Source organism: Pseudomonas sp. WS 5051 (genome assembly GCF_012985715.1).
GTDB classification, from domain to species: Bacteria; Pseudomonadota; Gammaproteobacteria; order Pseudomonadales; family Pseudomonadaceae; genus Aquipseudomonas; species Aquipseudomonas bubulae.
Genome location: NZ_JAAQWV010000001.1, coordinates 224,876 through 240,859, shown reverse-complemented (window position 1 = coordinate 240,859; position 15,984 = coordinate 224,876). Strand labels below are relative to the sequence as shown.

Below are 15,984 nucleotides of genomic sequence, written 5' to 3'. Positions count from 1 at the left end.
TCCCTGTCTTGAACGTGATGAGCGTCGGGCGCGGGGTTATTGCACTTGGGTCATGTTGATGTCTTGTAAGCCATGGATCAGGTCTTTGAGGGTGTCGTAGCGTTTTTGGTGGATGGTTGGCCAGCTTTCACGTTCGATAAAAATCTGACCATTGGCGTCGGTTCTCAAAGGGGTATGCACAATTTCGTGGTTATTTGAGCGATGTATCAACTGGGCGCCTTGAGGGGATGCGCTGTCCAGGCGGAAGAACCCCGGAGCCGGTAGCCTGTTATTGGTTTGCGATGGGGAGAGGGCTGGTAAATGGGGCTTTGTGCCTGGAATGTCGATTTGCAGCCAGTAATCGTTTTTCAAAAAGCGGTAGTTAGCATGTTTGTTATCCGCGGGGATGATTTCACCGATGTCCTGACGCAAGCCGCGGCTGGTGCCCGGGGCTGAATCCGATACCCGCACGGATATCGCCCCTTCAAGTTCGGCCAGCCCCGGTATGCCCTCAAAGGTGTTGGCATGTGAGTTGCCCGTCAGGGCTATCCATTTGCCTCCTGGGTTTTGGGCCTGATGAGCGCGAATCGTACGGGAGGCAAAGTAGCTGAACATTTCATAACGGTTTAGCCAGGGCGTTTCGCTCGGTGTGCTTTTCGGGTAGTAACTGGCCGAGCAATCAACCGCGATGACCTTGATGCCATGCCGTCTGGCCTCGCGCACCAGTTGGCTGAAGGTATGGCGGCTGGAGGGGTTGATCTGATGACCAAAATCCTGATCCTCAAGGTATTTGTTCAACCTGAGGGGCATTTTTCCGCTTTGGAAGTAGTCATCCAGAAGGCTTTGGTGCAGGTCGCTTTGCAGGTGCTCCATGTAGAGGACCTTTACGTCGTGTCTGGCAAACTCGGCCATGTTGTCGATCAGGATCTTTTTACTCGATTGGTGAGAGTGGGTTTCACCCCACACGATGCCATCTGACTGCTCGAACAGGTGGTTGATCAACGCTTGTTCCTGCACGTTGCCAGGTAATTGCGGGCGGGTGGCCCGGGGTTTTGCAGGTTTTGTCAGGAAGTAGGCCTTGGCATCCGCGAGCAGCTTGATCCGCAGCTCCTTGAATGCCCGGTGGGCAAGGCTGCGCTCGGACGCAAAATCCATAAAGTCAGTGATGCCATCGAGTACTGAACGATGGTTCTCGGTGATGTCCCGAAGTGCTTCCTGGTACTCGGCGGGCATGTCGTAGTCGCTGTATTTGAGGTGGGGCACATCGCCAGGCAACTCGGTGAGATGCCCGGTCAGAGGTACCCAGCGTTTGCTGTTGTCCGCCAGCCTGTGCTTGATTTGCCAGCGGCCTGCGGTGCGCCGGACCTTGAAGCTGGCGCTTGCGCCAGCGCTTGAACTCGATTGCGGTTGCAAGTACCAGTTGCGGCCCAGCCAGCCGCTGTAGACTTCGAACACGTCGCTGTCCTGCTTGATATATCGCATGTTGTCTATGCGATAGATGCCCTGCTCGTCAGGGGTGTAACGGCTGAGATCGACGGCTCTGACGCGCGCGTTGTCGATTACCCTTTCAATGCCGGGCTTTTGTTTGAGCAAAGGGGTTGTTGGATCGACATCCCACTGCCCGGCCGAGAGTTCGCGCAAGGGGATGCTGTACGGTGCGTTGGGTTTGCGCTCATCCAGTGCGCGCCAGGTGTTGTCCAGGTTGTCGTACTGGCTGCGATAGAACCTGCCGTTTGTGTTTTTGGTGTAGCAGGCGGTCTGACCATTGGCAGTGGGCGCTTCATACACACCTGCACCGTATTCATCCCCCGTGCGCAGCCTGAGCCTGGCACCGGGATAATGGCTGGCAGCAGCGGGGCTCAACGAGGGTACGGGCTGTTTTGCGCGTTGACGTATCGAATTGCCGAATACGGCTGAGCCGGTAAAGTCCGAGGCGCCGTCAGTCAGGTAGGTGATGGACTCCATAAAGTGCAGCAGAGCTTCGTGTTTTTCGTCGCGCTGCAGGGCATCAAGGCCTCTGATGATCTGAGCGATAAACCGCGCCAGTACGATGGGCAGCAGCACTCGGGTGGGCAATGCGAAAGACAGGATGTCGATTGCCGTCAGTACGGCCTCTTTGGCAGTGTTTACGTTGCTTTCCCAGGTAGAAGTCGACTGCTCGTCAGCATCGCGGATGGCGTGCAAGGCCTCGGTGTCGTAGGACGCTTCGAACAGGTCATGGCTGATGCCCTGCAGTTGCAGATTGGCCTCGCTCAGTCCCCGCTCCAGCAGCGGCTTGATATACGGCTGTTGCGCCGGTGTCACGTGGCGCATCACATAGGCTCGCCAAATAGGCCGTGACAGGATCTGGCCCAGCTCGTTGCGTGAGTTGGCAACCAGGAACCAGCGGCTCTCAGGCCCGCCGGGGGTGTAGCACAGCAGTTGCCCGGAGCCGGTGGCGCTGAACACCAGCAAACCCGGTAGTGGTTTATAGCGCAACATCAGCAGATGGACTTTGACCTGCTCACCGTTGATTTGTGCACGGTTGTTCTCTACGGGCTGCTCCAGCGCAGCCCTGACCCATGACACCTGTTGGGTGGTCAGCGCACCCGCCAGCGTGGCTTCAAGCAAGTCCAGGTTCAGTTGTGTCTGCTTAAAAGCGACATAACGCTCCTTGCGCCATTGGGCCTGGCTGGAGTTGACCAGCAGCTCCTTGAGATTTTTTTTGTAGCGCTCGCCAATATCCAGCTGGCGCACCAGCGTTTTCAGATAGCTGCTGGTCAGCACGGCATGTTTCTGGCCCGCTCCATCCTTGACTTGTGCAGTGAGGGCGAAAGTGACGTCCCAGATACCGACATTGGACAGCGCCAGCTCACTCAGGCTACGGCGTGTGGTGTGGTAACTGATGATCGGCCCGGTTCTGCCCAGGCTCATGCCTGCAGGAAACCCGGAACCACTGACAGGGTTGATCAAAGGGCCGGTGCGCAGGGCTTCAGTGGTCGAGATGAAGATCTCGTCCGGGTCGACGTCTATGCCGTGGTCTTTTTTGATCTGTTGCTGTAACTGAAGGCGGGCATAACCCAGCAGTGTATGTTTGCGGCCGATTTCGCTGAGGGGTTGGGCGTCATCGGATTCTGCCGCCAGGCGCTCGTGATTAAGGCGCTCAACGGCCAGCCGCCACTGGGTTTTTTGGCTGTCTGAAGCAGTCTTCAACCAGTCGGGCAATTGGCTTTCCAGCAATCGGGTATAGCGCCCGCGCAGTATGTTGACGGGATTTAGGGGCAGGCTTGCAGCCAGGGATTGGTCGACGCAGTCGGATAGCTGATCGAGGGATGTGTCTTGCTTGAGATTGCGTGCCACCGACCAGGCATGGTGCATGTCGCTTTTTTGTTTGTTGATCAATTGATCGCTGAAGACGGTAGCTATGGCGCTGTCTGCAACCGGGCTGTAGTCGACTTGCTCATGGGCCAGGGCGCGCTCCCGATCTTCGGTGAGTACGCACGTGAGCAGTGTTTCACGCTGGTAAGGATCGTTGAGCCGGGTCGACAGTTCCTGGCTGAGGGCGGCGAGTGAATCGAACACTTCCAGGCCAGTGTTCGGCAGGTAAAGCACTGAAGGCCGCGGGGTGGGATCCAGGGCAGTGCGCTTGTCCTGCACGCTGGCTGAGATCAGGGGCAGGTGTTTCGTGGTAATCACGAAGGCGCCGTGCAGCACTGCAGTCCTTTGCATGAGACGACTGCTGAGTGCCAGCGTGTAAAAGCCGTAGGGGCCGGGCGTTTTTGGCGCGGGAGATGGGCTGGCATCAGGGAGTACCTGATTGATCATGTCCAGGGCGGTGGGGCTGAAGGTGCTGTCCTCGTGGCGCACGGAGGCTTCTGCGCGGATCAGCCTGTGGGCAAATTGCGACAGCCAGTCTTTGGGCGCTTGCCCATTGAGGTCCTTGTGGGGTGTGCGCCAGAAGTCGTTAAGGGCATCCCTCACACACAACTGCGGGGAGCGGACGACAAACTCAAGGTATTTTTCGAGTTCAGGGGCGGATACCCCGGCCGTTCGATCCTCCTCGTCAAGGGTATAGGCGTAGTTGTAGACGCGGGTGGCACCCTGTACGAAGGTCGGGATCTGGCCGGTCAGGTAGCACTGGTCTATCAGGGCAGTCACCGACTGGCTGGATATAGTGGGGTTTTGGCCAGGCTGGGCTGCGATCTCTTCATTGATGAAAAGAAAGTCGGTGCAGGTGTCAGCGGGCAACCGCGGAAAAAATACCCGCAGGCAGTGATCCAGCGACAGATCAAGGTTGGGCAAGGCATTGCGCAGCACGAGCAGTTCGCGCTCTGCGTCTTTGAGGTTAGCGAGTGCACTGGGCATGGGGTCGTTCCTGTCTATTGACGCGTACGTCGGTGTATCCACAGGAAATCCCAAAACGTTCGGGTGTTAGGGCTACATATATGTGGCCCGGCGATTTTTTTGCAGATGAGGGCGCGCAATAGGGCGTGGCAAATCGTGCAGGGTCACTGCGGGCGTCTTTACGCTATAATCCCGCTCTTTAGCTGTTTCTCGAACTGCGAGGAACGCATCATTTTTTCAGGCGCCCGCCGCCTGCCTGCATTCAAAAGAGGCTAATCCAGTGGCATTGACGATTCTTGGCCTGTCCGGCGCCCTTAGCCATGATCCCTCCGCAGCCCTCTATATCGACGGCAAGCTGGTAGCGGCGGCTGAAGAAGAGCGCTTCGTACGCGATAAGCATGCAAAGAACCGCATGCCCTACGAGTCCGCAAAATTCTGTCTTGAACAAGCGGGTATCAAACCTTCCGACGTTGACGTGGTGGCGATCCCGTTCGCTCCGATCAGCTTGTTCGGCAAGGCTCGCTGGCACTACGCCAAGCGCTACTGGTACGCCCCGGACCGCGCCCTTGACGCGATCCTGATGGGCAACCGGCGCTACAAGCGCTACCGCAACAAGATCGTGTTCTGCCTTGAGCAGCTGGGCTTCGACCCGAAGAAAATCAAGATCGAACCGGTCGAGCACCACCTGGCTCACGCATCCAGCGCCTACCACTGCTCGGGTTTTAAAGAGAAAACCGCGATCCTGGGCATCGATGGCAAGGGCGAGTACGCCACGACCTTCTTCGGCTACGGCGAAAATGGCAAGATCACCAAGGTCAAGGAGTTCTTCGACCCGGACTCCCTGGGTGGCCTGTACGGTGCAATCACCGAGTTCCTCGGTTTCGAGATGCTCGATGGCGAATTCAAGGTCATGGGCATGGCGCCGTACGGCGACGCCAGCAAATACGACTTCTCGCGTCTGGCCTCGTTCGAAAACGGCGAACTGGTGATCAACACCGAATACGCCAACGTGATCGGTCTGCGTCGCTACAAAGAGAACGGCAAGGGCTTCTACTTCTCGCCAAAACTGATCGAGTGGCTGGGGCCCAAGCGCGAAGGCGATATCGCCGACGAGCCGTACATCCACTACGCGGCCAGCATGCAGGCGCTGTTTGAAAAACTGTCGCTGCAGATGATCGACTACTACCTGGGCGACATCCTCAAGGAAACCGGCAAGATTGCCTTTGCCGGCGGCTGCGCGTTGAACGTGAAGCTGAACCAGAAAATCATTGCCCGCCCGGAAGTCAAAGAACTGTTCGTACAGCCTGCGTCCGGTGATGCCGGTACCGCAGTCGGCGCAGCGGCGTATGTATCCCACGCTCGCGGCGTGCCGGTCGAGAAGATGGAACACGTCTACCTCGGCCCTGCGTACAGCAACGAAGACGTGATCGCGGCCTGTGCCCGTCACCCTGGCAAACCTGCCTACCGCCGCATCGAAAACACCCCGGAGCGCATCGCCAAGATCATGGTCGATGGCAACCCGGTAGCGTGGTTCCAGGGGCGCATGGAGTTCGGCCCGCGTGCATTGGGCGGTCGCTCGATCATCGGTTGCCCGAGCAGCGAAGGCGTGGCAGACCGCATCAACGAACAGATCAAGTTCCGCGAGCGCTGGAGGCCTTTCTGCCCGTCGATGCTCGACACCGTAGGCCCGCAGATGATCAAGGTCGATCACCCGGCACCCTTCATGACCTTCACTTTCGAAGTGGCTGAAGAGTGGAAGACCCGCGTGCCGGAGGTTGTCCATGAAGATGGCACTTCCCGCGCCCAGGTGCTCAAGCGCGAATACAACCCGCGTTATTACGACATGATGAAGGCGCTGGAAGTGCTGACCGGTAACGGCGTTTCGCTGAACACTTCGCTTAACCGTCGTGGCGAGCCTATGGTTTGCTCGCCGACTGACGCGCTGAACATGTTCTTCGGTTCCGATCTGCAGTACCTGATCATGGAAGACATCCTGGTGGTTAAAGACGGCGCTGAGACTTATGAATCGCTCGACTGAGCGTCATGTGCTGCAGTTCTGCCACGGCTATGACGGGCCGTTCCTGGACTGTGCGCGCCAGTACGCGAGCCTGTTTGCCGGTACCGGGTACAAGGTCACCACGGTCTTCCTGACCGGGGCAACCGACCCTGAAGTGGCAGCAGGCTGTGCGTCTGATGAAGTGATCTTTATGGAATTCAGCTCCAGGGCCATTCGTGGCCTGAAGCTGGGTGCCATCGCCAGGCTGCGCAAGATCGCAGCCTCGCGCAATTTCAGTTTTTGCATCGCCCACCGCTTCAAGCCGATTTATATCGCCTTGTTGGCCACCGGCTTGCCGGTGATCGGCGTGCATCATGCGTTTGGCGATTATCAGCGTCGCAGCCGCAAGCTGTTTGCCCACCTGTTTCGCAAGCGCCTGAGCCTGCTCGGTGTTTCCGACGCGGTGCGTGACGACATGCGCAAGTGCCTGCCCAAGTGGCCAGCCGGGCGTATCAACACGCTCTATAACCGTATCGATATCGATGCGGTCCAGGCCGGGCAATTGTCTGGCACCCCGGCGCGCGAAGCGTTGGGGCTGTCGGTCGATGGCTTTATTGTCGGCAACGTCGGTCGCCTGCATCCGGACAAGGACCAGGCCACGCTGATTCGCGGTTTTGCCCTGGCGTTGCCCAATCTGCCGACTGACAGCCAACTGGTCATTATGGGCAAGGGGCGTCTGGAGGAGGATCTCAAAGAGCTGAGCAATGAGCTGGGGATCGGCGATCAGGTGCTGTTTTTGGGCCAGGTGCCTGATGCACGCCGCTATTTCAGGGCCTTTGACGTGTTTGCGTTGAGCTCTGATCACGAACCGTTTGGCATGGTGCTGCTTGAGGCTATGGCTGCCGGTGTGCCGTTGCTGGCAACGGCCTGTGGCGGTGCCAAAGAAGTGGTCGAGGGCGTGGGGATTTTGTTCCCGCTGGGCGATGCCGAGCATCTGGCCCAGGGCCTGCAGCACCTGGCTCAACTCGATGATGAGCAGCGCATGGCCTGCGCCGAACTGATGCTTGAGCGTTTGCACGAACGTTTTAGTGATCGGGCGGTGCGCAATACCTTCTGGCACTTGGCGCAAGTCACCGACCTGATTGCGGAGTCCTGATGCTCAATCGATTTCAAGGCTGGCGTGAGCGCGGCTGGAGCGTTGTGGATTCCGGCACTTATGCCGATGCCTGGCAGCGTTTTGGCGGCAGCGTCGCTACCCACCCGATGGTCGTTGAACGTCTGGCGCAGTTGGCCGGTATTCCTGTGCGTTATCTTGCCTGGGAGCAGGACGGCAAGCTGAAGGCGGCGATCCCGACCTGGGGACGCGACCTGGCCTTGTCCAAGGATGTGCTCAAGCGTCATGGCAAAAAAGGCTTGTTCGATCTGGGCAATGCCGAGCTGATTCTGCCGGCGGCTGCCGATGCGGCGGCACCTTTGCGTCATCGAGCACGCTACCTGTCGCAGCTCAATGAGGGCCGTTTCAGCAATCTGCTGCCGCAAGCCGAGCAGTTGGCGATGGCTCGCACGCCGGAAGAACTGTCGAAAAAATTCCGCTACAACCAGCGCCGCGAACTGCGCCTGCTGGAAGAGGCGGGCGGCGTAGTGCGCCCGGTATCGGAGTTTTCCAGTGCTGAATTGGCGAGCATATACTGCGATCTGTTTTTGCGCCGCTGGGGCTTTGTTGCCACAGGGGCCGAGCGGATGGCCGAGGTCATCGAGCTGTTGCGCGAGCTGTTGATCGGCTCGGTGATTTTCCTCAACGATGCGCCGATAGCGATTCAATTGGTGTACCGCGCTGAATCGCCCGAGTGGATCAGTGTCGAGTACGTCAATGGCGGTGTTGACCCTCAGACCCGTGAATTCAGCCCTGGCAGCGTGTTGAGTTTTCTCAATACCCAATCTGCCTGGGAACAGGCCCGCAATGTCAACAAGCCGTTGCGCTTCTCGTTCGGCCGCGCCGACCGTGAATACAAAGAGCGTTGGTGCAACCCGGTGCCCGTGTTCAAAGTCTGAAACACAAATCTTGTAGGTGCGGACTTGCTCGCGATGGTATCACTGCGTTTTTTAACATCCCGCAGTGCCTGCATCGCGAACAGGTTCGCTCCCACGGGAGATCAATCACAAGAGCCTAGCCATGAGCCAACCCGCCTCGCGCAAACAGCAACTTCTCAAGCGTCATCGGCGCAACAAGCGTATTGGCCTGCTGATCGGCCTGCTGGTGCTGATTGCCAGTGGCGTGTTGCTGGCCTGGTGGTTGCCACCGGTGTTGGCGGTGCTGGGCTGGGTGGCCCATGAAGCATGGTTTGCCGATCATCTGTTCTATTCGCCCAAGGACGATTACCAGTACAGCTTCCCGGCCGGCAGCGAGCAGCCGGCGGTGCGCCTTGAGGGCGACAAGCTGGTAGCGGAGCAGCCGCTGCAACTGGCGGGAGATGAAACCCTGATCCTGGAGGTCAAGGTTAAAAGTGGCTGGCTGGGACGCTTTGTTGACCCGTATGTGCAACTGTCGGGTGGCGAGTCGGCGGACCGGCAAACTTTCGAGCGTGGCGTGAATGGCCAGCGCTACCTGAACGTGAGTGGTTGTGCGCAGGCGCTGGTCGCGGGGCAGTTGCGTGTGCGCGGGCGCTACTGCCGCGTTTTGGGCCAACCTGAACTGCGGATTTTCCGTCAACCCGATTATCGCCAGCAGCGGATCATGGTTGTCGCACCCCACGCCGATGATGCTGAGCTGGCCGCGTTTGGCCTGTACAGCCAGGCCAAAGAAGCCTGGATCGTGACCCTGACCGCTGGCGAAATCGAAGCCGGGCATTATCAGCAAATGGGCCTGCCACGGGCAGAGGCCGCCCGCCTCAAGGGCCGTTTGCGCGCCTGGGACAGCATGGTCGTACCGCGCTGGGCCGGGGTGCCTGAAGCCCATTGCGCGCAATTGGGTTATTTTTGCCTGCAATTGCCCGCCATGCAGGGCGCTCCCGATCAGCCGATGGCCTCGCGCGAGGCCGATTTGAGCGACATTCGCGTATTCCGCCAATTCAACCCGTTCCCGTTGCCCGCCGATCAGGACGGCGCGCCGACCTGGCATAACCTGCTGGCCGACTTGCGTGCATTGATTCTGCGCGCGCGCCCTGAAGTGATCGTGCTTCCGCACCCGTCAATCGACCCGCACCCGGACCATATCTGTGCCCATGACGCTGTCACCGAGGCCCTTGAAGGCCTGGAGTGGCAGCCGACCACGGTGCTCGGCTACGCCAACCACCTGCATGACAACGATCGCTGGCCGATGGGTAACAGCGGTGACGGCATTGCCTTGCCGCCGGTGTTCGATGCCACGCTCTGCCTGCGCCCTTGCAGCCTGCCGTTGAGCCTTGCACAGCAACGCGACAAGGCCATGGCGCTGGGGATGATGCATGACCTGCAGCCACGGGCTGCGCTCAAGCGCAGGATTAGACGATCGATACAGCAACTCCTGGCAGGCAGAAAGCCATCGCCTTATGGCGAGAATGAGTTTTTCCGCAAGGCCGTCAGGCGTCATGAGCTGTTTTGGCAACTAAAATAATAAGCACATATAAAAAGCGGTCATAGCATTGACCCTAATCTCGACCTTTACATTGAGTTCCCTGTGATAAAACCATCACCGCGTATTTTATTTGTGATCCCGTACTTCGGCCGGTGGCCGTTCTGGATGCCGTTTTTCCTCGAAAGCTGTCGGCACAATCCCGATATTGACTGGCTATTTTTCAGCGACTGTGGGGTACCTGAAAATCTGCCAGCCAATGTGACCGTTGAACCGATCAGCTTTACCGACTATTGCCGTAAGGTTTCTGAGCGCCTGAAGATCAATTTCGCACCCAAAGAGGCTTATAAGTTGTGCGATATCAAGCCGGCGTTGGGCTATATCCACGAAGATCGTCTGCAGGGCTATGATTTCTGGGCCTTCGGCGATATTGATCTGGTGTACGGAGACCTGCGCAGTTATTTCACCGCCGAGCGGCTGGCCCGCTATGACCTGTTTTCAACCCACGAACGCCGGGTCGCGGGGCATTTGTGCCTGATGCGCAATACGTCATGCAAGCGCGAGCTGTTCATGCGGATAAAGGACTGGCAGCAGCGCTTTACTGACAATCAGCATCATGCGCTGGATGAAGGTGCCTTCAGCCGGATCTTCCTGTGGCGCAAGAACCTGCCCAAACCGCTGTTCGAGCTGGTGGGCAAGTTCAACCCGCTTCGTCGCACCAGTGAGTTTACCGAGGCCTTCAGTACCCCCGGCGGCTGCATTAAGTGGCATGACGGCACGGAAAATTTCCCGGGCAAGTGGTTCTGGAAAAACGGCATATTGAAAAACGATCGTGACGGCGATCACAGCTTTCCTTACTTTCACTTCGTGTGCTGGAAGCGTAACGAGTGGGCCAAGCTGCCTGCTCCCGATCCAGTTGCAATCCAGCGTCTGGCGGCAGAGCCTGCCTGGGTTATTGATGCCACCGGATTTCACCGGGGAGAGTTATGAAGCGTTCCAAGGTTTTGCAATTGCAGCCCGACTACAACGTCAAGTCCCATGACTTTGCCGACCTCGCCGAGCAGATCGTACGCGCATTGCCCCGTGAGCATTACGAGATCACGGCGGCCTTTTTGCGTGGGCGCCCGGGGCCGGGCGAGCCAGTGAGCAAGGCCGACCACTCGGTGTATTTCGAGTTCAGCGACAAGTCGCTCAAGGGCATGCGGTTGCGCGCCATGTGGGCGTTGTACAAGTTCTGCCGCAAAGAGCAGTTTGATGTGGTGATCTGCAACCGCTTCAAGCCGGTGAACATGATGCTGCAGCTCAACCGCTGGCTGAAAATCCCGCTGTGCGTGGGTATTTCCCACGGGTTTGGCGAGTACGACCGTTTTTACCGGCGCAGCCAGGCCAAGCGCCTGATCGACAAGCACTGGCGCTTTGTCGGCGTGTCGCCTGCGGTCAAACAGTACCTGCTGGACTGCCAGTGCGGTTTCACCGACGCCAATACTTACGCGATCACCAACGCCATCGATATCGAGCAGGCCGAAGCCCTGCAGCTGCCACGCCAGCAGGCGCGTGAAAAGCTCGGCCTCGATCAGGATGCGCGGATGATCGGCGCGCTGGGACGTCTGGTGCCTATCAAGGGCCACCGCTTTTTGCTGCAAGCCTTCGCGGCATTGAAAGACAAATACCCGAACGCGCAATTGGCCATTATTGGTGCCGGCCGCGAGGAGTCGCGTTTGCGCGAGCAGATCGGGCAACTGGGGCTCGATGGTCGTGCGCATTTGTTGGGCTTCCAGGAGAACGCCCTGCAGTACGTGCGTGCTTTTGATATCTGGACCATGCCTTCACTGGCCGAAGGCCTGGGGCTGGCGCTGCTCGAAGGCATGAGTGGGCACTTGCCGGTGATCGCCAGCAATGTGCCGGCCATGCTGCCGCTGATTGAAGGGGCGGGTGGCCTGGCGGTGAAGCCCAGCGACGTGGCAACGCTTACCGCAGCGCTGGACGAGTACCTGGCCCTGTCGGACGACGCTTTGCGAGCCAAGGGCGAGCAGGCGTTCCGCTACTTGCAGCAAAACCACGACATTGAGGTATTCCGCCAGGAGTATCTGGACCTGATCGACTCGGGCCTGCGCCAGGCCCGTAAGGAACACCCATGACTGACTCGCAACCCCTGGTGACGGTGATCATCGCCTCCTACAACCACGGGCCCTACATAGAACAAAGCATCCAGAGCGTTCTGGATCAGACTTATCCCAATATCGAATTGCTGGTGATCGATGACGGCTCGCCTGATGACAGCGTGGAGCGTATCCAGCGTTTGCAGGCGGTACATGGTTTCGACTTTCGAGTGCAACAGAACCAGGGCCTGACCAATACCCTCAATGGTGCGATTGCCCGGGCCAAGGGCAGCCTGATCGTGCCCTTCGGTTCCGATGACATCATGATGCCGGACCGTATCGCGGTGCAGGTTGCCTACATGGATGGCAAGCCGGAAGTAGGTATTTGCGCGGGCAATATCGAGTTGATCGATGCCAATGGCAACCTGTTCCCGGAAAAACGCCAGCGCCGTGATGTACCGTTCCGGCGCCTGGACTTCGATGACATGTTCCTGGAGCGCAAACCGTATCCGCCTGCGCCGACCCTGATGATCCGCCGTGAAGCACTGGACAAGGTGGGGGGGTTTGACCCGAGCATTCGCCTGGAAGACTTGTATATCGAGCTGAAGATTACCCATGCAGGGTACTTTATCGACGGCCTGAACGTGGTGATGGCGCGCTATCGCAAGCACGCGACCAACTCGTACAAGAACCACCGGTTCATGATCGACAGCATTCTGCGCATTTATGCCCAGTTCAGCGATCACCCGCTGTACGACGAGGTGCGCTACAAGTTCCTCAATTCCATGTTCCTGAAAACGGCCAACCGCAATCGTGCCCTGGCTCGCGAGCTGTTGGCGCAGATTCCGTTCAAGCGCTGGACGGGCAAAACCTGGCGTGGGCTGGGGCGGCTGTATTTCTCACCCCTGGAAAAAGACTGACGGCGTGCGAGGGGTTATTCCGGCTCGACCTGTGAGGTTGTCCGGGTACGCCGGCGCAGTCGGCGCACAACCCTTTTGCCTGCGGCCATGCCCGGCTTCTCGATGTAGAGGAAGCTCAGGCTGCTGAGCACAATCAGCAGGCAGCTGCTCAGGGCCGCCAGCAGCAGGAACACCAGCGGCTCTCTGGTATCCAGTGGCAGCCCCAGTGGCAGGCGTTGCAACATCAGCCAGATCAGGAAGCCGTGTAACAGGTAGGTGCTGTAGCTGATTTCACCCATCCAGCGAATGCTGCGCTTGGCCAATGCGCCAAACAGCGTATGCCCGGAGGCGATGATCGAGAACGCCAGGGTAAGCAACAGCAGCGGGAAGAACGCAAAGCTCTTGCGGAACAGGGTCAGCACGGCCATCAGCACAACCAATGCAATGACCCCTGCAACGGGCGTCCGGCTCCAGGCCAGCAGCCTGGGCGTGCGTACCCAGTACGCCGCGGCCACGCCACCGAGAAAGCTCATCAGAATGTGCTTTTTCAGCGAGTGCTCCCAACCTACCACCTGATACAGCGCATAGATGGCGATCAGGCACAGTGCAGTCTGTCGCCAGTCGCTGCGGTACAGAAACACCATCCCGAACAGCGGCAACGCCATATAGAAGAACACTTCGTAGCTCAGGGTCCAGGTGACGTTGGCAATCAGCCCGCCGGTTTGCGGGAATTGATTGATGTCCGGGCGATCAAAAAACAGCCAGGCCAGTATCTGGCCGGCAATCTCCAGCGGGGTGTCCTTGAGTGTCCAGTCCTGGATGTAGAACACGCTGACAATCACCAGCAGCATCAGCGGCAAATATAGCGGGTACAGGCGGAAAACCCGGGACACGGCGAAGGCCAGCCAGTCGTATTCACGGCCTTTCTCGAGCAAACGCCCCCAGAACAGAAAGGCCGTGATCATGAAAAACAAGGCCACGCTGGCCAGGCCGATCTGGGCGTAGAACCGGGTCGAGGGCATTTCAAATGCCCCGGTATGCAGGAACACCCAGGTAATGGCGGTGTGGTGAATGAACACACCAAAGGCCAAATAGCCGCGCAAGCCATCAACACTGCTATAGCGGCCTTGAGCTGAGTGCTCCAGATTGCGCTGGATGGTCGGCGACCACCGCAGCAGCAATGCTGACGTCATGATCGCCAGGCCATAGGCCAGCACCGCCCACAAGGGGTTACTGCTGTCCAGGCTCAAGGCGCGTTGGTTTGAGCAAGTGCCATAACCTGGTTGCGCAGGCTTGTAACGGCAGGGGCGGGAGCCAGGGTGGCATAACCTTGCAGCAGTTCGGGCAGTTGCTCTTCGAACAGCCAGCGACGGTCTTCGGGGTAGCGTTGCATATGCCGCAAGTTGCGCTGGCGCAGGGCTATGCGCAGTGCCGAAGGATAAAGATGCATGTCGGCGATATCGATCAGGGCGAACTCGCCATCGTCCATCAACAACACATTGCCCAAGTGCAGTGAGCGGAAGTAAACGCCCTTGTCATGCAGGATCGCCAGGAACTTGCCGAAGCGCTCGACCAGGGCCTGGCGCATGGCCGGCGAACCCATCGACTGCATGACCTGGCGCAGGGTCTGGCCGGGCAGTGGTTGGTACAGCACGGCAGTGCTGCCATTGCGCAACTGAAACAGGTCGAGGATTTTCGGCGCGGGAATGCCCATCGCCTGCAAGCGCTCACTGTTGACGGCAAAACGTTCCGAATAAGGGTTGAAGCTGCCCGAGGTATAGCAGCGGCGTGCGCGGAACAACTTGAGGAAGTTGCCGTTTTGCAGGCGCAGCACCTTGGGGCCCAAGCCATCTTCTTCAATCACCTGGGCATGGCTGGCAAGGGTATTGAAGGCGGCATCGGACAGGCGGTGAACCGGCCTGTCGCGCAGGGTCTTGAGGCGCAGGCCGATATTCAGTGCGGCGATCAGGGCCAGCGGGATCCACAGCAGATACCAGTGTTCCTTGGGGCGCGAGATGATCCCTCCACCCTCGGTCAGGCCGGCACCGATACCGTATACCAGCCAGGCGGAGGCCAGGATGAACAACGGCTGCACGCGGTGACGCCAGCTGCTGTACAGGCCCCAGGCCTGCATGAACAACCAGGGCAGCAGGCCGAGCAAACCGACGTAGAACAGTACCCCGAGGAAAAAATTATGGGGCTCGCTCAGGGGGGCGTCGGGATATTGTGGCAACGTCAGAGACAAGTGCGCGTCATAGCCATGACCGACCCACGGGCTTTGCGCGATCAGATCCAGCGCCATCTGCCACAGTTCAAAGCGGAACGAGCTGCCGCGGCTGACGAGCATGTCCCAGAACAGCGTGGCCACCACAATGCCCCCTGCAGCGAGCATGCTGATCAGGGCCAGTGAGCGACGGTTCCAGCAGATAAAGCTGAGCCAGACCATGGTCATGACGATGGCCAGCAGCGGGGTTCGGGAGCCGGTGGCGATCACCGCCGCAAACATGATGACAAAGGCGGGAATGGCCACAAACAGGGCTGGCGGGCGCTTGCAGGTCATGCCCAGGGTTAGCCAGTAGATGCAAAAGAACCCGAATGCGTGGGAGCTGAGCAGCGGATTGTCGAAAGCACCGGCTCCGATCATCCGCAGTTGCGGATCATGGTTGGGGTAGAACATGTACAGGTTGTACAGGGTCGCGACCAGGGCAATGACTGCGGCACCAAAAATGACCGGCTGCAGGCTGTCACTGCGGTATTTGACCAGCAATGTACCGCCCGCGAACAGCATGAACAGGTGCAGCGGGGGTTTGAACAGGCCGAGAATGCTCTCCTCGGTGTTGCTCCAGATCAGGCTGACCATGGCCCAGGCAGCAAACAGCAGGAAGCCTGCGATCAACGGTTCACGCAAGATGTCCCGGAGTTCTTTGGGCCGCAAGACAAGGGCAATCAGGGTCGGAATGCTGAACAGCCCGTAATACAGTTTGTGATGCAGGCTTCGTCCAGGCAGAAAATAAAGGTCGGATAAAAGTAATAAAAGGCCGACAGGCAGCAGCCATAGGCAAATGAAATCAAACACCCGTTGTTTTGAATAATTTAAGTAGCTCAATTGCATGCTGAAAGGTTCGTTCCAGATTTTGG

10 protein-coding genes are annotated in these 15,984 nt (G+C 58.6%); 7 read left to right on the top strand and 3 right to left on the bottom strand.

The window, feature by feature from the left end; all coding sequences use genetic code 11:
• Positions 1–36 precede the first annotated feature (36 nt).
• A complete protein-coding gene (locus HBN79_RS01000; protein ID WP_169916136.1) occupies positions 37–4,323 on the bottom strand; it encodes a membrane-targeted effector domain-containing toxin in 4,287 nt (1,428 codons plus the stop codon).
• Positions 4,324–4,582: 259 nt separating this feature from the next.
• Here HBN79_RS01000 and HBN79_RS00995 point away from each other — a divergent pair, with 259 nt between their 5' ends.
• The 7 genes from HBN79_RS00995 (at position 4,583) to HBN79_RS00965 (ending at position 12,867) form a co-directional block, all read left to right on the top strand.
• A complete protein-coding gene (locus HBN79_RS00995; protein ID WP_169916135.1) occupies positions 4,583–6,340 on the top strand; it encodes a carbamoyltransferase in 1,758 nt (585 codons plus the stop codon).
• Entirely contained in the window at positions 6,324–7,454 is a 1,131-nt protein-coding gene (locus HBN79_RS00990) for a glycosyltransferase (RefSeq protein WP_095000916.1), read from the top strand. The genes HBN79_RS00995 and HBN79_RS00990 overlap by 17 nt, the downstream gene beginning before the upstream one ends.
• Positions 7,454–8,350: an antimicrobial resistance protein Mig-14 gene (locus tag HBN79_RS00985; protein ID WP_095017697.1), complete on the top strand. Its 897-nt coding sequence runs from the start codon at positions 7,454–7,456 to the stop codon at positions 8,348–8,350. The genes HBN79_RS00990 and HBN79_RS00985 overlap by 1 nt, the downstream gene beginning before the upstream one ends.
• 121 nt (positions 8,351–8,471) lie before the next feature.
• Positions 8,472–9,890: a PIG-L family deacetylase gene (locus tag HBN79_RS00980; RefSeq protein WP_169916134.1), complete on the top strand. Its 1,419-nt coding sequence runs from the start codon at positions 8,472–8,474 to the stop codon at positions 9,888–9,890.
• A gap of 63 nt (positions 9,891–9,953) precedes the next feature.
• Positions 9,954–10,838 (top strand): DUF6625 family protein, encoded by an 885-nt coding sequence (locus HBN79_RS00975; RefSeq protein WP_169916133.1) that lies wholly within the window; start codon positions 9,954–9,956, stop codon positions 10,836–10,838.
• Positions 10,835–11,986, top strand: coding sequence for a glycosyltransferase family 4 protein (locus HBN79_RS00970; RefSeq protein ID WP_095020184.1), 1,152 nt, complete (start codon positions 10,835–10,837; stop codon positions 11,984–11,986). The genes HBN79_RS00975 and HBN79_RS00970 overlap by 4 nt, the downstream gene beginning before the upstream one ends.
• Positions 11,983–12,867 carry a glycosyltransferase gene (locus HBN79_RS00965; protein WP_095017695.1) on the top strand — a complete coding sequence of 295 codons (885 nt, stop codon included), beginning with the start codon at positions 11,983–11,985 and terminating at the stop codon, positions 12,865–12,867. The genes HBN79_RS00970 and HBN79_RS00965 overlap by 4 nt, the downstream gene beginning before the upstream one ends.
• A 14-nt stretch (positions 12,868–12,881) precedes the next feature.
• On the opposite strand, the gene HBN79_RS00960 is transcribed toward HBN79_RS00965, so the two are convergent.
• The gene (locus HBN79_RS00960; protein ID WP_232527670.1) at positions 12,882–14,090 is read right to left on the bottom strand and encodes an acyltransferase; all 1,209 of its coding nucleotides are present in this window, start codon (positions 14,088–14,090) and stop codon (positions 12,882–12,884) included.
• Positions 14,091–14,092: 2 nt separating this feature from the next.
• Positions 14,093–15,958 carry a bifunctional O-antigen ligase/aminoglycoside phosphotransferase family protein gene (locus tag HBN79_RS00955; RefSeq protein ID WP_169916132.1) on the bottom strand — a complete coding sequence of 622 codons (1,866 nt, stop codon included), beginning with the start codon at positions 15,956–15,958 and terminating at the stop codon, positions 14,093–14,095.
• Positions 15,959–15,984: the final 26 nt, after the last annotated feature.

Bases quoted from the DNA above. Each gene is read 5' to 3' on its own strand.
- HBN79_RS00990 (WP_095000916.1), top strand. From the start codon at position 6,324: ATGAATCGCTCGACTGAGCGTCATGTGCTGCAGTTCTGCCACGGCTAT.
- HBN79_RS01000 (WP_169916136.1), bottom strand. From the start codon at position 4,323: ATGCCCAGTGCACTCGCTAACCTCAAAGACGCAGAGCGCGAACTGCTC.
- HBN79_RS00965 (WP_095017695.1), top strand. From the start codon at position 11,983: ATGACTGACTCGCAACCCCTGGTGACGGTGATCATCGCCTCCTACAAC.
- HBN79_RS00955 (WP_169916132.1), bottom strand. From the start codon at position 15,958: ATGCAATTGAGCTACTTAAATTATTCAAAACAACGGGTGTTTGATTTC.
- HBN79_RS00970 (WP_095020184.1), top strand. From the start codon at position 10,835: ATGAAGCGTTCCAAGGTTTTGCAATTGCAGCCCGACTACAACGTCAAG.
- HBN79_RS00985 (WP_095017697.1), top strand. From the start codon at position 7,454: ATGCTCAATCGATTTCAAGGCTGGCGTGAGCGCGGCTGGAGCGTTGTG.
- HBN79_RS00980 (WP_169916134.1), top strand. From the start codon at position 8,472: ATGAGCCAACCCGCCTCGCGCAAACAGCAACTTCTCAAGCGTCATCGG.